General features: G+C 38.1%; 17 protein-coding genes and 1 other annotated feature. Of the genes, 3 read left to right on the forward strand and 14 right to left on the reverse strand.

The window, feature by feature from the left end; genetic code table 11:
• Positions 1 to 114 precede the first annotated feature (114 nt).
• From JZO83_RS05410 to JZO83_RS05430, 5 genes are all read right to left on the reverse strand, one after another.
• Positions 115 to 2,556, reverse strand: a complete 2,442-nt coding sequence (locus JZO83_RS05410; protein ID WP_207115170.1) for a DNA translocase FtsK — start codon at positions 2,554 to 2,556, stop codon at positions 115 to 117.
• Between the two features lie 174 nt (positions 2,557 to 2,730).
• Complete coding sequence (locus tag JZO83_RS05415; protein ID WP_207115171.1) at positions 2,731 to 4,173, reverse strand: glycoside hydrolase family 1 protein; 1,443 nt, start codon at positions 4,171 to 4,173, stop codon at positions 2,731 to 2,733.
• A gap of 208 nt (positions 4,174 to 4,381) precedes the next feature.
• A complete protein-coding gene (locus tag JZO83_RS05420; RefSeq protein WP_206857037.1) occupies positions 4,382 to 5,194 on the reverse strand; it encodes an amino acid ABC transporter substrate-binding protein in 813 nt (270 codons plus the stop codon).
• A gap of 18 nt (positions 5,195 to 5,212) precedes the next feature.
• The gene (locus tag JZO83_RS05425; protein WP_207115172.1) at positions 5,213 to 5,848 is read right to left on the reverse strand and encodes an amino acid ABC transporter ATP-binding protein; all 636 of its coding nucleotides are present in this window, start codon (positions 5,846 to 5,848) and stop codon (positions 5,213 to 5,215) included.
• Positions 5,849 to 5,868: 20 nt separating this feature from the next.
• Entirely contained in the window at positions 5,869 to 6,510 is a 642-nt protein-coding gene (locus tag JZO83_RS05430; protein ID WP_206857035.1) for an amino acid ABC transporter permease, read from the reverse strand.
• Between the two features lie 90 nt (positions 6,511 to 6,600).
• Positions 6,601 to 6,831 (reverse strand) — a binding site (T-box leader).
• 92 nt (positions 6,832 to 6,923) lie between these two features.
• Here JZO83_RS05430 and JZO83_RS05435 point away from each other — a divergent pair.
• On the forward strand, positions 6,924 to 7,409 hold the full coding sequence (locus tag JZO83_RS05435; RefSeq protein ID WP_207115173.1) for a prolyl-tRNA synthetase associated domain-containing protein: 486 nt from the start codon (positions 6,924 to 6,926) through the stop codon (positions 7,407 to 7,409).
• Position 7,410: 1 nt separating this feature from the next.
• Here the strand turns inward: JZO83_RS05435 and JZO83_RS05440 are convergent, their stop codons facing one another.
• From JZO83_RS05440 to JZO83_RS05450, 3 genes are all read right to left on the reverse strand, one after another.
• Positions 7,411 to 9,486 (reverse strand): DNA topoisomerase III, encoded by a 2,076-nt coding sequence (locus JZO83_RS05440; RefSeq protein WP_207115174.1) that lies wholly within the window; start codon positions 9,484 to 9,486, stop codon positions 7,411 to 7,413.
• Entirely contained in the window at positions 9,419 to 9,796 is a 378-nt protein-coding gene (locus JZO83_RS05445; RefSeq protein WP_207115175.1) for a DUF1033 family protein, read from the reverse strand. The genes JZO83_RS05440 and JZO83_RS05445 overlap by 68 nt, the downstream gene beginning before the upstream one ends.
• A 124-nt stretch (positions 9,797 to 9,920) precedes the next feature.
• Positions 9,921 to 10,487: a TetR/AcrR family transcriptional regulator gene (locus JZO83_RS05450; protein ID WP_206857031.1), complete on the reverse strand. Its 567-nt coding sequence runs from the start codon at positions 10,485 to 10,487 to the stop codon at positions 9,921 to 9,923.
• A 146-nt stretch (positions 10,488 to 10,633) separates the two neighbouring features.
• On the opposite strand from JZO83_RS05450, the gene JZO83_RS05455 reads away from it, so the two are divergent.
• Positions 10,634 to 11,899, forward strand: a complete 1,266-nt coding sequence (locus JZO83_RS05455) for a multidrug efflux MFS transporter (protein ID WP_206857030.1) — start codon at positions 10,634 to 10,636, stop codon at positions 11,897 to 11,899.
• Positions 11,900 to 12,062: 163 nt separating this feature from the next.
• Here the strand turns inward: JZO83_RS05455 and mnmA are convergent, their stop codons facing one another.
• The 5 genes from mnmA to JZO83_RS05480 all read right to left on the reverse strand — a co-directional run bounded on the left by mnmA (position 12,063) and on the right by JZO83_RS05480 (position 16,583).
• Positions 12,063 to 13,184, reverse strand: a complete 1,122-nt coding sequence (mnmA, locus tag JZO83_RS05460; RefSeq protein WP_010736172.1) for a tRNA 2-thiouridine(34) synthase MnmA — start codon at positions 13,182 to 13,184, stop codon at positions 12,063 to 12,065.
• A 199-nt stretch (positions 13,185 to 13,383) separates the two neighbouring features.
• Positions 13,384 to 14,007: a hypothetical protein gene (locus JZO83_RS05465; protein WP_206857027.1), complete on the reverse strand. Its 624-nt coding sequence runs from the start codon at positions 14,005 to 14,007 to the stop codon at positions 13,384 to 13,386.
• A 744-nt stretch (positions 14,008 to 14,751) separates the two neighbouring features.
• Complete coding sequence (locus JZO83_RS05470; protein ID WP_207115176.1) at positions 14,752 to 15,039, reverse strand: hypothetical protein; 288 nt, start codon at positions 15,037 to 15,039, stop codon at positions 14,752 to 14,754.
• A gap of 388 nt (positions 15,040 to 15,427) precedes the next feature.
• Positions 15,428 to 15,688, reverse strand: coding sequence for a hypothetical protein (locus JZO83_RS05475; protein ID WP_207115177.1), 261 nt, complete (start codon positions 15,686 to 15,688; stop codon positions 15,428 to 15,430).
• Positions 15,689 to 16,316: 628 nt separating this feature from the next.
• Positions 16,317 to 16,583 (reverse strand): hypothetical protein, encoded by a 267-nt coding sequence (locus JZO83_RS05480; RefSeq protein ID WP_207115178.1) that lies wholly within the window; start codon positions 16,581 to 16,583, stop codon positions 16,317 to 16,319.
• A gap of 649 nt (positions 16,584 to 17,232) precedes the next feature.
• Here JZO83_RS05480 and JZO83_RS05485 point away from each other — a divergent pair.
• Positions 17,233 to 19,155 (forward strand): hypothetical protein, encoded by a 1,923-nt coding sequence (locus JZO83_RS05485; RefSeq protein ID WP_207115179.1) that lies wholly within the window; start codon positions 17,233 to 17,235, stop codon positions 19,153 to 19,155.
• Positions 19,156 to 19,287: 132 nt separating this feature from the next.
• On the opposite strand, the gene JZO83_RS05490 is transcribed toward JZO83_RS05485, so the two are convergent.
• Entirely contained in the window at positions 19,288 to 19,899 is a 612-nt protein-coding gene (locus JZO83_RS05490; RefSeq protein WP_207115180.1) for a metallophosphoesterase, read from the reverse strand.
• Positions 19,900 to 19,935 lie beyond the last annotated feature (36 nt).

A 19,935-nucleotide genomic window follows, 5' to 3' on the forward strand; every position in this document is an offset into this window, starting at 1 on the left:
TTATAATCATTGTTCTGTTACTACCTCTTTTTTTTAGTCTTAGATATTTTTTTAAACTAAACACAAAAAAAAGCAAAAAATCAATTCAATAAGAAAAGATTTCTTGCTTTTAATTTATATCTCCTGATTGTCAGATAGTGGCTGATCCATGGATTCTTCCACCTGCTCGATAAAGACTTTACGTGGTTTACTTCCTTCTGAAGGCCCTACGACTCCATGCGCTTCCAGTTCATCGACTAAACGGGCTGCCCGATTGTAACCAATTCTGAAACGTCGCTGCAATAAGGAAATACTTGCAGTTTGCATTTCGATGACTAATGCCTTTGCCTCTTCAAATAGTTCATCTTGTGGTTGCTCGTTTGAACCCGTTGATTCGACTTCATCAGTCGGCATCATTTTCTCTTCATAATTTGCTTCTTGTTGATCCGTTACAAAGCTTACCACCCGTTCGACTTCATGATCGGAGATAAATGCGCCTTGGACCCGGATCGGTTTGTTCTCACCCATTGGCAAGAAGAGCATATCCCCTCGTCCTAAGAGCTTTTCAGCACCATTTGAATCAATGATCGTCCGTGAATCGGTTCCGCTGGATACAGCAAACGCCATGCGGGAAGGAACATTGGCTTTGATGATCCCAGTGATAACGTCCACACTTGGGCGTTGTGTCGCTAAGATCATATGGATTCCTGCGGCACGAGCCATTTGTGCTAAACGAATGATCGCATCTTCAACTTCGTTACTTGCGACCATCATCAGATCCGCCAATTCATCGACAATAACGACGATAAACGGCAAGGTTGGATGTTTCGTCCCATTTTCCAGATTTTTTTGTTGAACAAATTCATTGTACCCAGAGATATTTCTCACACCAGTTGCAGCAAATTTCTCGTAACGTTCTTCCATTTCCTGAACGACTTTTTGTAATGCTTGCGCCGCTTTTCTTGGGTTAGTTACGACCGGCGTCAATAAATGCGGGATGCCGTTATACATATTCAACTCAACCATTTTCGGATCGATCATCATCAATTTTACTTCATGCGGTTTTGCGCGCATCAAGATACTTGTGATGATCCCATTGATGGCGACCGACTTCCCACTACCAGTCGATCCGGCAACAAGCAAGTGAGGCATTTTAGATAAATCAGCCGTTTGGACACGACCAGAAACATCTCGTCCTAATGGTACTTCCAATAGTTTGTCTGGATGATCCGGCTGTGCTTCGATGATCTCTCTAAAGGAAACCATACTGATCTTGCTGTTCGGTACTTCGATCCCAATCAATGATTTCCCAGGAATCGGCGCTTCCATCCGGACATCTTTTGCAGCTAAAGCTAAAGCAATATCATCCGTCAAACTAACGATCTTACTTACTTTTACTCCGACAGCCGGTTGAATCTCAAACTTCGTCACAGAAGGTCCTAAACTCGCTTTGACGACTTTTGCATCGACACCAAAACTTTGGAAGGTTTGTTCTAGGACGCCAATGTTTTTCTCGATTTTCTTATACTCGTCACTTTGGTCTACCGTTTGTGCCGAATCTAATAAATCGATTGAAGGTAGTTCGTATGCTTGATTTTCTTCTTCTGCTTCGATCTCAAATTCTAGTGCAGTGCCATCATCTTCAAAGAGCTCTTCTTCTGATAGCTCCTGCGTTTCTGTCGGCTGTGCTGTTGCTTGTGTCGGACGTTCCATCACAGGAGACTGGACATTCCCTTGAAAACTATCGATGGGAACAAAACTCAATTGTTCTGGTTCCTTTTCTTCATAACTATTTGAAGCTTGTTCGTCAAAATTATTTTGACGAGTCGCTTGTTTTTGTTCCATTTCCGCCATTTCAGCTTCTGCTGCTTCTTTCGCAGCAAGTCGCTTGGCTTCTTTTGCTTCGGCGCGTTGCTTTTGTCGTTCTTCTTTCACTGCTTGTTTACGTGCCTGTTTCTCTGGATCTCCTTCCAACAATTGTTGGAACTTCTCTCCCATGGTCTGCAAGCCATCCAGTAATTGATGTCCTTCGATATTACTGATCAAAGTTGCTCCGCCAATAATCAGTAAAACAGCAACAAAATAACTACCTGGTTGAGCGATCAAAAAGAACGTCAAATTATAAAGAAATGCACCTAACATCCCTCCACCGACATTTGCGGTGATTTGACTTTGGCGAATATCTGCCGATAGCAGGTCCCAAGTCGTTCCGATAATATTTGGTTCACCACTGTTCAATTTCCCAAAAAGGTTGGCATGTAAAAAGAGCAAGATACCTAAATAAAACAGTCCTACTCCCAACCAACGACGACTCTTGCCCATCGTAAATTCTCTATTTTTGACCATGATCCAAAATCCTAAAACTGCTAATACTACACAGAGGATCTGATACGTATTTCCAGCGACTATGCGAAAGCCGTTCGCCACTAAAATGCCTAAAAAGCCAAGTTTTAAAAAGCCAAAGACGGCAAATAGTATAAAAGCAAAGCCAACACCGATCGCAATCATTTGCTCCTGCTGCTGTTTTTGTTTTTTTGTTTTTCTCTTCTTCTTAGCAGGACGTTTTTTCTTTGCCATGATTTATCCCTCTTTTCATCAAGTTCCATTATACAAAAAAAAGCAAGCGAACAAAAGTTTTGTTTGTCCGATTGCTGATTTTCTTTCTTTATCAAAAAAAGAAGAGCCGGACCTACGTCCTCTCTTCCTTTTTTTGCTATTCATTTTTTATGAAGAAATGGTTCAAATGACCTGCTACTCGCCAATATTTGCTCCATTTTCACGAATCACTTGTTGGTACCAATAGTAGCTATCTTTTTTGTAGCGATCAAGTGAGCCTTCTTGTGTTTCATCCTGATCCACGTATACAAAGCCATAACGTTTTTGGTAACCATTCAACCAGCTAAGCAGATCTGTATAAGACCAAGTGCAATAGCCCAAGACTTCTGCGCCATCTGAAATTGCTTCTTTGATTGCTTTTACATGGCTTTCCAAGTAATTGATACGATAATCATCGTGGATTTTTTTATCTTCGGTCAATTTATCATATTCACCTAAACCGTTCTCAGTGATCAAAACAGGAATACGGTAACGGCTTGTGATCCGTCGCAACGCAACACGTAACCCTTCTGGATCAATCTCCCAATCCCAATTCGTACGTTCGACAAATGGGTTTTCGACCTTTTTGTACATACCAGGTACGCCTGTTTCTTCTGATGAACCTTTTTTACCTGTCGTATTCATCTTACCAGCACCCACGCCATCCAATGGATTAAAGGCATTCGTTGCTGTTTGATAGTAGTTGATCCCTAAAAAGTCAGGTTTTGCTGAAGCTAATAGTTCCTCATCGCCCGCTTCGATCGTTGGTGCCCATCCTTGCTCTTCCAAGAATTTCATCGCAGCAATCGGATATTTGCCCCACATGTACACATCCATCCAATAATGAGCCATCAAATCTTCGGCATTTTCAGCCGCTAAAATGTTTTTTGGATCGCTGTCGATTGGATAGTTTGGCGTATACGCAAAACTTGGTCCGATCTTCCCAGGCATGTCCATTTCATGAAAGGCATTGATGACAGCTGCATTTGCCAAGTTTGCAATGTGGTTCACCTGATACATCCGTTTTGGATCAGTTACTCCAGGAGGATGTACAGCTAATAAATAACCTAGTGAAGTGAAAATATTTTGCTCGTTCAAACTCACCCAATAATGGACTTTGCCACGAAACGCTTCGAATAACGTTTTTGCATAGTTCGTAAAATCTTCGATGATTTGACGAGATTCCCATCCTTGGTATTCATCTTGTAATGCTTGTGGTAAATCCCAATGATACAATGTCAACATTGGTTCAATGTCGTTTTTGATCAATTCATCAATCAAGTCCATATAGAAAGCCAAACCTTCTTGATTGATCTCCCCGCGGCCATTTGGAAAAATACGCGTCCAAGCCACAGAGAAGCGATACGTTTTCAAACCTTGTTCTTTCATCAAGGCAATGTCTTCTTTATAACGATGGTAGTGATCTACTGCTAGGTCACCATTCGTTCCTTTAAATGTCTTACCTGGAATACGGACAAAGCGATCCCAAACTGACTCACCTTTTCCGCCTTCTTGCCATGCGCCTTCTACTTGATAGGCTGCTGAAGCAGATCCCCAAAGAAAATCATCAGGAAATGCCGTTAACTTTTGGTGTTCCATGAACATCTTCCTTTCCTAGTTCAATCTTTACCTCTTTAGAATAACACGAAACCCTTTTCATTACCAAGTAGATTTTCGACTTTTCATCATAAAAGTCTAGTCATTTAAAAAATAAGTCTGACATATAGCAAAAAAAGAGAGCACAGCAGATGCTGTCCCCCCTTTTTCGGATTTCACCATGATTTTGCGCCTCATGCCATCCTGTCACCTATTCTGGTGTGACATCCTCGCCAAACCATTTCTCTGAAATCTTTTTAAACTCTCCGTTTTCAACCAATTCAGCGATGCCATCATTGATTTTCTTCACGAGTAGTTCATCATTTTTTCGCGCACCGACAGCAAAATCTTCTCCGTCAAACTCCCCTTTGATCACGTTGAAATCATCTAATTCGTCGCGTACGGTCAAAAAGTATTCTGCGTAGACTTTATCGATCAAGACGCCATCTGTACGACCACTCTTCAAATCGATCAATGCTTCATTGAAACTTGCGTATAAGACCGCATCTTGATTTTTTACATAATCTTTCAAGATCTCTGGGTGTCTGACAAACATATCATAGCCAGAAGAGCCATTTTGTGCGCCTAATACTTTGTCTTTCATTTGTTCAAAGCTAGTGATGCCAGAATCTTTAGGTGTGATCAGTACTTGATCATTTTTCATATATGGTTTTGTGAACAACACTTTTTCTTCACGTTCCGGTGTTTTTGAATAACCATTCCAGATCAAATCGATCGTCCCATTATTCAATTCGAATTCTTTCATCGACCAATCGATGGGCTGGAATTCAACCGTGATGCCATATTCATCAAAGACAGCTTTTGCCAAATCAATATCAAAGCCTGTCAGTTTGCCATCTTTATCACGAAAACCCATTGGTACAAAACTGTCGTCTAGTCCCACGATGATCTTTTTTTCTTGATTGATCCTTGTCCAACTTTCTGTCGCTGTCCGCTCGTTCGTGCAGCCAGTTAAAAAGAAAAAACCAATCAAAGATAGGATCAAAAAGCTGAATTTTTTCATTTTCTCCCCACCGCTTTCTTACTTACTTGGTACAACTTTGATCAATTGATCCCCAACATTTTCAGCAAATACTAAATCATGGGTCACGATGATTTGTGTCACACCTTCTTCTTTTAATGTAAGAATCAATTTTTCTACTTGTTGACGTAACTCTGGATCTAACGCACTCGTTGGTTCATCATACGCTAATACTCGCGGGTTCATTGCCAACGCACGGGCAATTGCCACCCGTTGTTTTTGTCCCCCAGATAACTGATAAGGATAATTTCCCAATAAATCACGAATACCTAATGAATCAGCTAACTCTTCTGCTTTTTTCGTGTATTCTTCTTTGCTTTGTTTCAACACCATTTTAGGCGCCAACGTAATATTGTCAAAAATACTCAAGTGTGGGAAAAGCTGAAAATCTTGAAATACGACTCCTACAACTTGTTCTTCTGTTTTCAATTCAAATGGGTCGAATTTTGAACCATCAAGGAAAAACTCGCCACTATCTGCTTTTTCCAATCCAGCTAAAATGCGTAGCATCGTTGTTTTTCCGCCACCAGACGGTCCGCCGATCGCCAATGTTTGTCCTTCTGGGATTACTAAGTTAAAATCTTTGATCACTTGTTTGTCACCAAATGATTTACTAATATTTTTTAATTCAATCATCGCTGTTCCCTCCTCGATTCTTAGCGGTAATAATTTAATTTTTCTTCAATTTGTTTCAACACGATCGTCAAAATCCCTGTCAATGCTAGGTAGATCAACGCAACACCAAGTAGTGGAAGCAAGCTAGCATCTCGTTCCATCGCAATTTTTCCTGCGCGCATCACATCTCCTAGACCTAAGATATAAATCAAAGAAGAATCTTTCACTAGATTGATGACTTCATTCCCTACAGAAGGTAAAACGATTTTTGTTACTTGCGGAATAATGATTCTTGTCACTGTTTGGAAAGGACTCAACTGTAACACTTGCGCTGCTTCATATTGCCCTTTAGGAATTGACTGGATACCGCCACGGAAAATCTCTGCAAAGTATGCAGCATAATTTAAAATGAATGCGATCAAGGCAGCTTCGAAGCGGTCAAATACGATCCCAATCGTTGGTAAGCCATAAAATACGAAAATCAATTGTAATAATAGCGGTGTTCCTCGCATGATCCAGACATACGTCTGTAAGAAATAACGGATCGGTTTAAAATGCAACGACAACCCTAAAGCTAAAATAATTCCTAACGGCAAAGAACCAATCAAGGTAAAGGCAAATAATTTTAAGGTTGTCAGCGCCCCTACTAACAACTGTGGCATCACTTCTAATAAATCATTCATTTTTCTTCCTCCTCTTTTCTTTAAAGGGGTACATTGTTAGCTGTCCCTTCCAACCACATGAAAAACAAAAAAAGTCCTTTGATCCGAAGATCAAAGGACGTAAAATACGTGGTTCCACCTTTTTTTATTAGTTTTTCGCAAAACTAACCTTATCTGGTCGTCTAACAACGACCGCAGCTATAACGGGCTTCCCGGATTTACTTACTGGTTGTTCAGAAAATCGACTCCAAGATGTGTTTCACAATCAGTTATTGTCTCTTCTCACCAACCAGAGACTCTCTTCAAACACTTAATCGCTACTCTTCTTTTCGATGTCTTTTATTTAACTTAATGAGTAATTTACCTGATTCATTTTTATTTGTCAATCTTTTTTGTGCTAAAATAAATAAAAAATGAATGGAGGTTTGTTTTTTATGTCTGATGCCACGAAACAAGAAGCTTATGACCTGCTTGATCGATTAGCAATCAATTACCAAGAAGTGAGCCATCCGGCAATCACTTCCGTCAAAAATCTCACGTTTTCTTTGCCAGGACCACAAGTCAAAAATCTCTTAGTCAAGTCAAAGAAGGGCAAACAAATTTATTTCGTCGTCTTGCCTGATGAAAAACAAGCCGACTTAAAATTGTTGGCAGAACAGTTGAAAGAAAAACGATTATCATTTGTTTCAGAAGAACAAGTGAAACGTCTATTACATGTTCCACCAGGTACCGTCAATCCGTTTGCCTTAGTCAACGATTTAGAAAACGAGATCCAAGTCGTCATTGATTCCTCGATCGACCGCAAAGATACCGTCGGCTTTCATCCAAACAGCAATACGAGTACTGTCATTTTTCCCTTTGCAGATTTTGAACGATTACTCGCTCATGTGAATCATCTGCCATGGTTTGAAGTCTTGTAGCTTAATTCTCTTTCATTGCAGCTTTCAAGGCAGCAGCTAATGGGCTTTCTTCCGGTTCTTCTGCTTGAGAATATTTCTTCATCAAGCGACGTTCTTCATGTTTCGTCATCTTTTTCTTCTGCTCTTTTTTCCCTAGCATTTTCTCTGTCGTCCCATCAAATTTACAACGGAAGTAAGCCCCATTCTTGCCTTCAATGATTTCCATTTTGCGATGACATTGCGGGCAACGATGATTGGAGACTTTCGGATCTTTGCGACGGCGATAGTTACAATCTTGATTCGTACAAACATAGATTTTTCCATCTTTTGTGTTCTTCTCACGCAGATTCGAGCCACAATCTGGACATTTCTTTTGCGTAATCGAAAAATCTTGATACTGTTGCTTACTTGTTTTGATTTCTTGAACAAGTCGCTTCGTTTCCTTCTCGATCGATTGCAAAAAGACATTCGCTTGTTTTTTCCCAAGAGCAATCGCTTCTAAATCTTTTTCCCAGCTTTCCGTTAAATCAGGTGTCACAAGCGATGGATTGACCAACTCTAACAATTGCTTGCCTTTTGGTGAGACTTGCAAGCCTTGCGGTGTGCGTTCCATCAGTTCGGATTTGATCAGCTTTTCAATGATCTCCGCACGAGTCGCCGGTGTTCCTAAACTGTGTTTTTCCATCAACCCTAACAGACTGGCTTCCGTCAAAGGTTTCGGCGGTGCCGACAATTCTTTCTTGATCGTAAAGTCAGGTTGGATGCGCATGTCTTTCTTCCAATCGAAAGAATCTACATGACTTTCCTCCGTGTTTTTCCAGCCTGCTTCCAACACACGATTTTGGCGGAAAACAAATTGTTCGTTCCCAAATACAACGGTGATTTTCGTTTGGCTGATTTTATGTGGCTCTGCAAACAAGCCTAAGAATCGTGTCACGATCATTTGATAAATCTTTTGTTCTTCATTGCTTAATTTTTCATAGCGTGGACGATTTTCCGTCGGTAACAAAGCATGGTGATCCGTTACTTTATTGTCTTGGAACACGCTTGTTTGGCGAACGACTGCCCCATTTTTTAAATAAGTTTTGACTTCTGGCGCAAAATCACTGATAGCTTGAAGGCGTTCTTTCATCGTGCTTTTCATGTCATTCGTCAAATATTTACTATCAGTTCGTGGATACGTCACGATCTTATGCGTTTCATATAAACTTTGAACGAGACCTAACGTTTTCTTTGCTGAATAGCCATAGCGCTGATTCGCTTCTCGTTGGATCTCCGTCAAATCATAAGGCAACGGTGCTTTTTCTGTCTTAGTTTTTTCTTCAATACTCACCACTGTTCCCTTACTTTGACTCAGTGTTTTAACAAATGCTTGGGCTTCTTCGTGGGATTTCAAAGCAAACTGATTTTTTTGGACCATTTTTGCTTGTTCCTTGCCGACTGTCAACGAAATCGTAAAATACGTTTGTGGTCGGAACGATTCGATTTTCTTTTCCTGATTACGCACCAAAGCTAAGGTTGGGGTTTGCACCCGACCCGCTGATAAATTATCTTGGTATTTCACAGTTAGCGCACGTGTCACATTCAAGCCGACTAACCAGTCCGCTTTCGCTCTAGCTAAAGCAGACTCATAGAGTGCGTCATAACTTTTAGCTGGTTTCAATTGGTTGAATCCTGTCTTGATCGCTTTGTCCGTTTGAGAAGAGATCCATAAACGTTTCACTGGCTTATTGAAGTGAACATATTCTAAGATCCAGCGAGCAACAAGTTCGCCCTCACGTCCGGAATCTGTAGCGATCACGGCCTCTGAGACATCCTTACGACTAGCTAACTGTTTGATTGCTTTCAATTGATGCCCTGTTTTTGGTAATGGCTTGATACCTAACTTTTTAGGAATCATCGGCAAAGTTTCCATTTGCCAGCTTTGCCATTCTTTGTTTAGATCCTCTGGCATCTTTAGACCTAATAAATGACCAAGGGCCCAAGTCACGATCACCTTGGGTCCTTCGTAATAATTTTTGTGTTTTTGATTAGCACCCAGCACCTTGCTTAGGTCTTTCGCAACGCTTGGCTTTTCCGCTAGAATTAGTTGTTTCATAAAAATCCTTTCTGCTTTCCATGGTGATCAGCTGATAATCCTTCAGCAGAGCAAGTCCTTTATATTGCTGCAAGTCATCATCACATTCCTCACACCAGCGCTCATCCCCATCATTCCAAAAGGCACTTAGAAAATTGGTTTTGGCATGGATATACTCATAATTGTTTTTAATGGCTAGCCATTTTTCTTCATAACTTTGTTGTGCTTCTTCAAAAGAGGCAAAAGTTTCCTCCATTTGAATATCTTCTTGCCAATTTTCAAAGAACCACCAAGGCTCATTATCACCGAACATTGTAATTACTTGATACATACGTGCGCTCCTTTTCTCAGGTCATCTTAAAAACATATTAGTCACTTTCCAAGAAAGTTGCAAGAAATTTTGCTTAAAAGGGGCATTTTATGAATGTTCAGAAAATTAATTTAAATGATGCCTTTTATTTTATTGGTAAAGTTGCTATAAAGTCGTCGATCATCCAGACATAACTTGCTTCTGGAGAAACATTTGGTTCATTGGTAAAGTATCCTAAGAAACGCAACGAAAGATAACCATGGATCATGCTTCGTAATTCTCGACTACGGTGGACTTTTTCTTCTTTTGACAAGGAAAAAGCGTCAAATATTTGTAAAATGATTTGGTTCGTTTCATGTATTCCTTCTAATAAAATTTCTTCATTGGTATGTGGCACACTGATCAGAAGTTCATAGACTGCCTGATTTTCAAATGCAAAAGACTGATAGGTTTGCGCATACGCTTGTATTGCTTCTCCCTTACTTTTCCCTACCAACACTCGGCGCAATTGATCATTCAGCTCCGTTAAAAGTTTCGCAGTCAACGCCGTCTTTACTTCCCGAATATTTTTGAAGTGATTATAAAGCGAAGGTGATTTGATATTCAATGCTTTAGCTAAATGTTGAAAAGTGATTTGCTGTACAGCCATCTCTTCTGCTAATTCTCGAAAGCAGTCGATGATTTTTTCTTGTGACAGCGTTCGTTTTTTCATCTAATTTCCCCTCTTATGGAATAAACTCAATCTTATTCAGTTTACCACGAAAGACGAAGAGAAAAAAGACTTCTTCTTGATAAACTACACATTGTAGTTTATAATAAATGATTGTAGATGAAAATTTTCAGAAAGAAGGCTTTACTGTGGTTTCAAGATTAAAGGATTCTGTATTTAGAAAAAGAGAACCTTGGGAAAAAAATCTAGTGGTTTTGTGGTTTGGTACATTTATGGCCGGAATAGGTTTCAGTCTAGTGATGCCTTTTATGTCACTTTACATAGATACGTTAGGTAATTACAGTACAGCACAATTGAATTTCTGGAGTGGATTGACCTTCTCCTCCACTTTCCTTGTTACTACCTTGATTTCTCCATGGTGGGGACGCCTTGCCGATCAAAAAGGGCGGAAGTTGATGTTGTTGCGTGCCTCTTTAGGAATGGCGGTAGTGATTTCCTTGATGGGTTTAGTAACAAGCGTGTATCAATTAGTCGCTTTACGACTATTACAAGGCATTTTTTCCGGTTATATCAGTAATGCAACAGCTTTAGTCGCCACTGGTACCCCAAGAGAAAAAAGTGGACAAGTACTTGGCACTTTGGCTACTGGCTCTGTGACCGGAACATTACTTGGTCCTCTACTCGGTGGACTTTCTGCTTCTGCCTTTGGGTATCGTCCAACCTTCTTTATCACTGGGACGATCTTGTTCTTCGTTTTCTTGCTCAGCTTATTTTTCGTCCATGAAAAATTTGTCCCCGTAGAAAAAAGTGAATTGGTTTCTGCTAAACAAATTTTCCGTGACCTGAAATATCCACATGTCGTCATCGGTATGTTTATTACGACAATGATCATCCAAGCATCAAACAATTCGATCAGTCCGATCATTAGTTTATATATCCGTCAATTGTTACATGGACACGGCAACGTCACGTTGATCAGCGGGATCATTGCTTCTATTCCCGGGATTGCCACACTGATTGCCGCTCCTCGCTTCGGACGTTTAGGTGATAAGATCGGTAGTGAACGAATCTTAGCGATCGGTTTAGGCTTTGCCTTGATCGTTTACATCCCAATGGCTTTCGTAACGAATGTATGGCAACTTGCAGGACTACGATTTTTGATCGGAATCTCCGACGCTTGCCTCCTTCCAGCGGTGCAAGCCTTGATCACTAAATACTCTCCCGCACAAGCTGCCGGAAGAATCTTTAGTTACAATCAATCCTTCCAAGCAACAGGAAATGTCGTTGGTCCGTTGATTGGTTCAAGTGTTTCAAGCATGTTCGGCTATCGTGGTGTCTTCTTATCCACATCCTTACTTGTTCTTGCAAACTTTGTGCTTGTTCGCCATAATACGAAGGAGATTCATGAGCGGGAAGAGGATTCATCAGTGGCACAATTGACTACACATAAATAGAGGTTGTGACAGAAGTGTCCAGCTCCGAGAAATAAGCCAGCCAGTCCGAAAATTGTTCTTCAAATTTTTGGACTGGCTGGCTTATTTCCGAAGGAGCTACTTCTGGAACACCGTTTATTCAATTTTATAAGGCGTGAGAAAGCAAATACCTCAGACTTTTATTTTAAACGTATTGCAAAACTTTCGTTTCTTGATACGCATGGTCGATCAATCCGCCACCTAGGCATTCCATTCCGTCATAAAAAACAACGGCTTGTCCTGGTGTGATTGCGCGTACGGGTTCGTCAAAGATGACTTCTGCGCGATTATTTTCTAATAAGCGCACGGTTACCGGTACATCTTGTTGACGGTAACGAAATTTCGCTGTACATTTGAATTCTTTTGGCATTGGTTCATTCGTTGTAAAATGGATTTCACTTGCATCTAAACTTGTCGCATACAATGCAGGATGATGGAATCCTTGTCCAACATATAATGTGTTCGTCGCAAGATCTTTACCCACCACGAACCAAGGTTCTTGTGAATCGCCACCGCCGCCGATCCCTAAGCCTTGGCGTTGTCCGATCGTGTAGTACATCAAACCAGCGTGTTCGCCTTTGACTTCACCATCAAGGGTCACCATATTGCCTTTTTTTGCTGGTAAATAGTTACTTAAAAATTGTTTGAAATTCTTTTCGCCGATAAAACAGATGCCTGTTGAATCTTTTTTCTTCGCCGTTGCTAGACCAGCACGTTCTGCGATCGCACGTACTTCTGATTTTTCCATGCCACCTAACGGAAACATCGTTTTTGCTAATTGTTCTTGTGACAATTGGCTAAGGAAATACGTTTGGTCTTTGTTGTTATCTACGCCACGCAACATATGTGACACGCCATTTTCATCACGTGTAACTTGTGCATAATGGCCAGTAGCGACATATTCCGCTCCCAAGTCCATTGCATAGTCTAAGAATGCTTTGAATTTGATTTCCTTATTGCACATTACATCTGGGTTCGGGGTACGTCCCGCACGATATTCTGCTAAGAAATATTCAAACACACGGTCCCAATATTCCTTTTCAAAATTGACTGAGTAATAAGGAATCCCGATTTGGGCAGCGACTTTCGCTACATCCTTATAATCTTCCGTCGCCGTACAGACGCCATTTTCATCGGTATCATCCCAGTTTTTCATAAAGATCCCGATTACATCATAGCCTTGTTCCTTTAACAAAAGTGCTGTTACAGATGAGTCAACACCGCCACTCATCCCAACGACAACGCGTGTTTTGCTGTTGTCTGTCATGGTATCACCATCATTTCAATTAGATTCTGAAACATCTACGAGTTGAAGGTCGCAACTTTTCAGTATTTTACATTATACGTCATCTTTCTGAAAATTTCACCCCTAAATAATCAATTTAAAAAAGCGACGTTTTTTAGTTGCTCCATTCTATGCTTTTCAGATACCAAAACTTTGCTATGAGATGAGTTTTATTCATGATTCAGTTTCTTACTACATTCACCAAAAACAAAAGCAGTAACACAACATTGAAATATGTAGAGAACAAATAGTTGATAAACAATAAGTAAAACTTTCGCCGGCTAGTTTCCAGTTTTGTTGCAGCGTATAGTCCAATCAACCCAGAGATCACCATCAACAGAAGTAAAGGAATCAAATAATAACTCTCGAAGGAATGACTTCGAAAAATAATCAAATAATGAGCATAAATAAATGCGAGTGTAGAAATAGACATCGGGATGATCAAGCCCATGATAAAGAATACTTTCTTCTTCTCTAACTCATGAAGTGCCCCCACAATCAATACGTACGCAATAGGAAACAATAAATACTCCACATTACCAAAACTGGCAAAACCTAATAAAGTACCTAGTACAATACCATACATCAAAACAAGATGAATCCCAATGAGCCCCCTTTTTAAGAATGCTGAGGGGATTCTAGTTGAGTAAAACAAACTGATTCCACTGATGATCCACCAAGAATATTGGACTGTTGCAAATAACCAATAAAATTTAAAAACAAAAACTAAACTTCCTAATAGAAAACAAAGCGCCAATAGATAGAACGAAATGTATTTATTCGGCATACTTTTTTTTACAATCATTCCACTCACTCCTTTTAAAAAATACTTATCTAGTAGAAAACCACCAGCCAAAGATACAGAACCAGTTAACCAAAATGATCAATACTTTTACCCAACCGAATGTTATTCCTGTTGAAAAAAATAAACTAATCCCACTCAAGAACCAGCAAATAGTGGAAATCATCAATTTAATCTCGCCAGTATATGGTGAATAAGGTAAAAAATAAAAACTCGCAAAAAATACTGACAAGCACATAAATAGTAGGCAAAAAAACTTAAATCTTTTAGGTTCAATCGAAATCATTCATCTCACTCCTTTTTTCAACAATTAACGATCATAGCTTACTAGAAATAAACTCAATCAGACGCATCAAACTCATAGCGGTCGCAAATCCATAATTTACGACTAAGAGAAATCCTTTCTGATATTTACTCATCGGAAGACAGTTCGTAAAATAAATTCCCATAAGTCCGGGAATTACCATGTACAGGATAAATGCAAAACTTGAAAGTGAATCTTCTCGATATAGAAAGCTCCCTATCATAAAGAAGGTAGACAACAGCATCGACAGACCTAATCCTATTTTATGGAATTTCATGTTAATCTCCTATTCATCTTTTATTTATTGTAGCGTGATGATGCCTTTTTCTATGTACAGTTACTTTTCATTTTAATCTCCGCTCGTCAAATAATAGTTACTTCTATTTTTTGTTGACTGTTAAAATTAGTAACTGGATGAATGATCCAATAATAATAAAGAAATACTAACTTTTGAAAAACTCTATCCCGAAGAATTGTAACCAATAAATTACGATAATCAAGACAGTACTGTAAGTAGCGAAAAGGTAATTCAGCCCTAGCAGTAGCCATTTTAACTTCGTCTTTATTATTTTTGTTGAACAATAAAATCCAATCAAACCCGGAAAACCCAAACCTAATGCAAAAAGAATACCTTCAATTTCTCCACTTAAATAAATATGTATATAAAACAAACCACTTACACATGCAAGCATTGACAAACATAAAACGACTAGATTCAATGCACGTTTCATTCTTCTTTCCCCTCCTTATCAACATCAATATTTCTCACTAAAAACAGAAATAGCTTCAAAAATTTAAAGAAAATTGGAAAATCGTAAATAAAAAGACATAGCCAAATACAAAATTCAACGTAATCAATGTCTTTTTCAGGTATCTGTCTGCGATTCCTAACGCAAAAACGATACTCCCTCCATTGATGACCCAACAAATCGAAATTGTGACTATAAATAGATGCGATTGATATTTAAATGAGTCAAACAATACGGGACTAGCAAAGACACACGTAATAAATACAAGAAAAATTGATAATACTAATAGAACTACTGATTTTTTTGTGCAAGAATTATTTTTTAGAAAAGACATTTATACGCTCCTTTTTACTATTTTTAATTTTCTATTTTACAAGCACACATAGACTAACCAACCATAGATACAACAAAAATTCACTAATATAATTCCTCTTTTCAAATATGGATAAGTGATTTTTGTTGAAAAAAACAAACTTGCAGTGCTACATAACCAACAAACCGTCATGATGAATATTCTGATTTCATATTGCAATTTAGAATACGGATAGGCATAGAATAAAAATAAAAGAATAGAGATTGCCAATAAAACAATTGAAAGAATAAATTCTAAATAATTTTTCTTGGTTAACATTCCTATTCCTCCTCGTAATAGTCTTAACTCATTTGGATAAACTTTCTAATAAACCATTCAATGAATTGCCCAATAACAATATACGTAGCAAAAAAGTAATTCAAAGAAATAAGCAACCATTTATAATGTCGAAGTTCCGCTTTAGTGGAAAAATAAAGTCCTAGCAGACTTGGAAAAGTCATCATGAAAAACAAAATAATCCGTAGAGCACTCTCTCCGGAAATGATTCCTCCAACAAAGCAACTCATCGAAAAAACATTGCTATAGATAATATGAATTGGTTATTCGTCATCTTATTCTCCTTTTAATTTATGAATATCTGTATTTTCAAAAATCATATATAAACCACCAACCATAAATACAGAAAATGTTGATGCTAATGACAATACGTTTCAGAAATTTATTACTGATCGCCCGACAAAAAAATAAACTAAATCCGCTTAGTATCCAACAACCGTAGACAATAATCCTTTGATATACAAGTGGATATAGTCTATAGGATAAAAAATAATGTCTAGCAAGTAGACATGAAAGTATCAATAATACAAACGACAAAATCCAATATTTTTTATTTTGAATCATTTTTTTCTCCTTCTTTCAATATCTTTCTTGATACGCCTGTTCCTTTTTATTTATAAAAAAATTGTAAGAAAACATAGACCAAATCCCATATGGTGAGCGTAGTCGCAAATAAATAATTCACGACTAACAGAGACCATTTCAAGTACCTTCTCATAGTGATTTTTGTGGTAAAATGGATTCCCGCAAGTCCTGGGATAATGATCACAAACACCAAGATGAAGCCGATATATCCTCCATAATCTATGATCGCTCCCAATAAACACAAGATCGATAAAACCATAGAAACAACTAAACCGATTTTATAACCGTTCATCTAATCTTCCTTTCTTTTCACACCTTTTAGATAGTACCATTCATTGATTCAGCTGATTTTTATTCGTTGCGCTCTTACACCCTATAGAACCTTTGTTAAAACTGGATTAACTACCTGATATGAAGATGCGTTGCGAATAAATAATTTACGATAAACAAAAAGATTTCAGATACCTAGCCATAGTGATTTTAGTTGTAAAATAGATTTCAAAAAATCCTGGAATAATTGTTAAAAAACTAACAACAATCCCATTAATCCACGTCCATCAATCAGTGAACCAATAATACACAGAATAGATAAGGACATTGACATACACAAGCCGATTTTGTCCCATTCATAAGCTACTCCTTTCTTCGCTTCATTTAAAATAATCGAAGCTATTTTTGGATTAATAAAAAAATTATACACCTAACAATCAAAAACCAATAAATAGTTATTTAAAATAAAAGTTAAAATAACTTTAAAATAAATAAATTAACTTGCAGATAAATAACGAAAAGTTCTTCACATAAACTATTAATGATAAACATAATTAGATAAAAGTTTTTCCGTAAATCCATATAAAAAAAACATATAAAATTAAAAAAATAGGTGTTTTTATAAATGTTTGTATGTTATTATTTTATCATAAAATTAAGGAGGAAATATCATGAAGCTCAAACTTTTTTTCACAACTTTTTTATTAATCGTTTCACTTCAATTCTCAAATCTGCAGGTACATGCCGAAGCGGACCCTTATCAGTCTTTAGAGGATTATTATGAATTTTTCAAAAATGAATACGCTTCCTTCGAGCAGACATTTGAGGAATTTTCAGCTGGTTACTACAACCAGACACCTTATTTAGATGAGGATCAATTAAAAGAATATGCACATTCCGTCAATGACACTTATTTAACCGAGGAAGCAGAACGGTTAGCGAAAATCCCGCCACTATGGTCCTTCAATATTGGAAATTCTCTAGATAATATTACTTTTGAAAAGAAGCCGGAATATGATACTTATGACTTATTGAATACGGTCCAGCCTGGAGATCTCATTTTTGAGGTAAATCGAGCGGATATTTTAGATCTCGGAGTGATTGTGCTTCATCATATAATGATTGTCGATGATATTGTTGAAGAAACTCATATAATCAATGGAAAAGAAGAAACTTTTACATATATTCGAACAATTGAAGCAACAAAAGGAAACTTTGGTGCCAAAAGTGATGGCGTTGTCTACGGTGTATTAGATGACGAGCGCTTTGATTATACCAATGCCTCCATCCTAAGAGTTCCTGAGGCAACAGTGTTACAAAAACAAGCTGCTATTTTATTTATGAAAAGTCAATTAGGAAAAAGTTATTCTTTGTCATTGTCGCTCGGACATCGGGATCGTACTTTTAGCAGACAAAGTTGGTATTGTTCCATGCTTGTATGGGCCGCCTACATGAACGCTACACCTGATGGCAACATTGATGACCTGACGCCTGTAGATGACCCAAATTTTCTAGGAATTGATCTCGAGTCTAAAAATGATCCAATCGAAGCGCCAACGATTACGCCTAATGATATAAAACGCTCTGATAAACTGGAAAGAATCAGTCCTTCGTTTCCCGAACACATCGATTATCTAAAAAATATTACTTGGTCTGGAGAAGGCGCTCCGCTTCAAGGTGAAGATTTTGTTTTCACCCCGAACTCTAACCTCTATTATCTTGAAAATAACTATCATTTCTTAGCAATCGATCAAAACAACCAACGTCCCTACACCAACAAATCCCTTACACTCGGTCGGAATGCCAGTGGAAATGTTGTTGCACAATTAGATTTATTTACCAATTTTGCTTTGACTGATGAAGCGAAGCAAAAATACGCAGATAAAAATATCCCTGTCGTACCTAGTGGCATCGAACTTGCCGATATCCCAAATTACGTGATGAATTGGATCAATCGCTATACTCAGTGTAGCTTTGATATTGTTTACTCAAAAGATATCACGACGGATAGTAATCACTTACGCTATAATCCGACTTATTCAAAAATCGATCAAAAAGCACATCCTTTATATGGCTATTTAGTTAGTCAAGTAGTACATACGCCTCCAGCATTTACTCAAAGAAAATTTGATTACACGGAGAATTTAAGTGTCTATGAAAATTATGATCTAGCTTATCCGAATCCATTGAATTATGATGTATCCTATACGAAGAACCGTCCGACTTGGTATTATTTCTTCAACAACTTCCATGCATTGATCAAGTTAGAAAATGGTACCTATCGATCCGCCACTTATCTAAGATTCCATGGTTCTTTCACTACTCCTGCTTTTCAGAGGAACGGTTATGGGCTAAACCATGACTTTACAATGATTGATGAAGCCAAAACGATTTACCAAAATTATTACTATCATATCGGTGTCAACCAATCCGTAGATTACGCAATCGACTGGTTAAATCAATATACAAAAGAAGAAGTTCTTATTGTCTACTCAACAAACATCACGAATGATCTTAAACGATTGAATGATGGTACTGCTTCGGTGGGTAAAGGACTAAGCAATCAAGGAAAATGGGTGAATTGTATTATATAGAAAAGTATCATTTTATTAATTAACCCCTGTCCCAACAACAAAAAGCATCCAAGTACTACTCGTAATAGTAGCACTTGGATGCTTTTCAACTATCTTTCAACTAAATACTTCCGTCCCGATTGAGCCTCTTCTTTACATTTTTTTCAGTCGTTCCAGTTCTGCTTGTTTTTTCTGATAGATTTCCTCTATATTGTTTTCTGATAAAGGTGTGCCAAAGGGTAATGTTTTTTCCAATAGTTCTCGTTCTGGCGCATCTACGCCTACATTGACGTCGTTGCCGATCGGTACGCTGTAGTGATGGATATGTCCGTGAAGATTGCGGATTTTATCATTGTTTCCAATCAATAATGGATAATGGGTCAGATAGTATTGTTGATGATTGAATTTTATGATGACGCCCACATCGTAAAAGTAAAATTTTTGTTTTCCTTCACTTTTCCATGGATCATGTTGTTCCAAATATTTGAAAAAGGCCCGACTGTCATGATTTCCTTTAATAAAGTGGATCGTGCCATTCAATTGTTTGACTAAGGAAAGAATTTCTTCGCTGCCTTTTTCATATTTGGGGTGCATCGCAAGGTCACCTAGATGATAGACATGGTCAGATTCCTTTACTACTGCATTCCAACTAGTAATCAACTGATAATTCATGCGGGCAATATTTTTAAATGGTCGTGGTGAAAAATCACTATTACCGAGCAACCGTTCATGAAAAAAATGGATATCACTGATAAAATAATTCATCCAATCTCACCGTCCTTTATAAATATCGTATGTGAA

Origin of the sequence: Enterococcus sp. DIV1298c (assembly GCF_017316315.1) — a bacterium.
Lineage (GTDB): Bacteria > Bacillota > Bacilli > Lactobacillales > Enterococcaceae > Enterococcus_B > Enterococcus_B mangumiae.

Coding starts and splice junctions, on each gene's coding strand:
- mnmA (WP_010736172.1), bottom strand. CDS start 13,184: ATGACAGACAACAGCAAAACACGCGTTGTCGTTGGGATGAGTGGCGGT.
- JZO83_RS05445 (WP_207115175.1), bottom strand. CDS start 9,796: ATGTATCAAGTAATTACAATGTTCGGTGATAATGAGCCTTGGTGGTTC.
- JZO83_RS05410 (WP_207115170.1), bottom strand. CDS start 2,556: ATGGCAAAGAAAAAACGTCCTGCTAAGAAGAAGAGAAAAACAAAAAAA.
- JZO83_RS05415 (WP_207115171.1), bottom strand. CDS start 4,173: ATGGAACACCAAAAGTTAACGGCATTTCCTGATGATTTTCTTTGGGGA.
- JZO83_RS05465 (WP_206857027.1), bottom strand. CDS start 14,007: ATGATTGTAAAAAAAAGTATGCCGAATAAATACATTTCGTTCTATCTA.
- JZO83_RS05420 (WP_206857037.1), bottom strand. CDS start 5,194: ATGAAAAAATTCAGCTTTTTGATCCTATCTTTGATTGGTTTTTTCTTT.
- JZO83_RS05435 (WP_207115173.1), top strand. CDS start 6,924: ATGTCTGATGCCACGAAACAAGAAGCTTATGACCTGCTTGATCGATTA.
- JZO83_RS05450 (WP_206857031.1), bottom strand. CDS start 10,487: ATGAAAAAACGAACGCTGTCACAAGAAAAAATCATCGACTGCTTTCGA.
- JZO83_RS05475 (WP_207115177.1), bottom strand. CDS start 15,688: ATGTTAACCAAGAAAAATTATTTAGAATTTATTCTTTCAATTGTTTTA.
- JZO83_RS05470 (WP_207115176.1), bottom strand. CDS start 15,039: ATGAAACGTGCATTGAATCTAGTCGTTTTATGTTTGTCAATGCTTGCA.
- JZO83_RS05485 (WP_207115179.1), top strand. CDS start 17,233: ATGAAGCTCAAACTTTTTTTCACAACTTTTTTATTAATCGTTTCACTT.
- JZO83_RS05440 (WP_207115174.1), bottom strand. CDS start 9,486: ATGAAACAACTAATTCTAGCGGAAAAGCCAAGCGTTGCGAAAGACCTA.
- JZO83_RS05480 (WP_207115178.1), bottom strand. CDS start 16,583: ATGAACGGTTATAAAATCGGTTTAGTTGTTTCTATGGTTTTATCGATC.
- JZO83_RS05490 (WP_207115180.1), bottom strand. CDS start 19,899: ATGAATTATTTTATCAGTGATATCCATTTTTTTCATGAACGGTTGCTC.
- JZO83_RS05425 (WP_207115172.1), bottom strand. CDS start 5,848: ATGATTGAATTAAAAAATATTAGTAAATCATTTGGTGACAAACAAGTG.
- JZO83_RS05430 (WP_206857035.1), bottom strand. CDS start 6,510: ATGAATGATTTATTAGAAGTGATGCCACAGTTGTTAGTAGGGGCGCTG.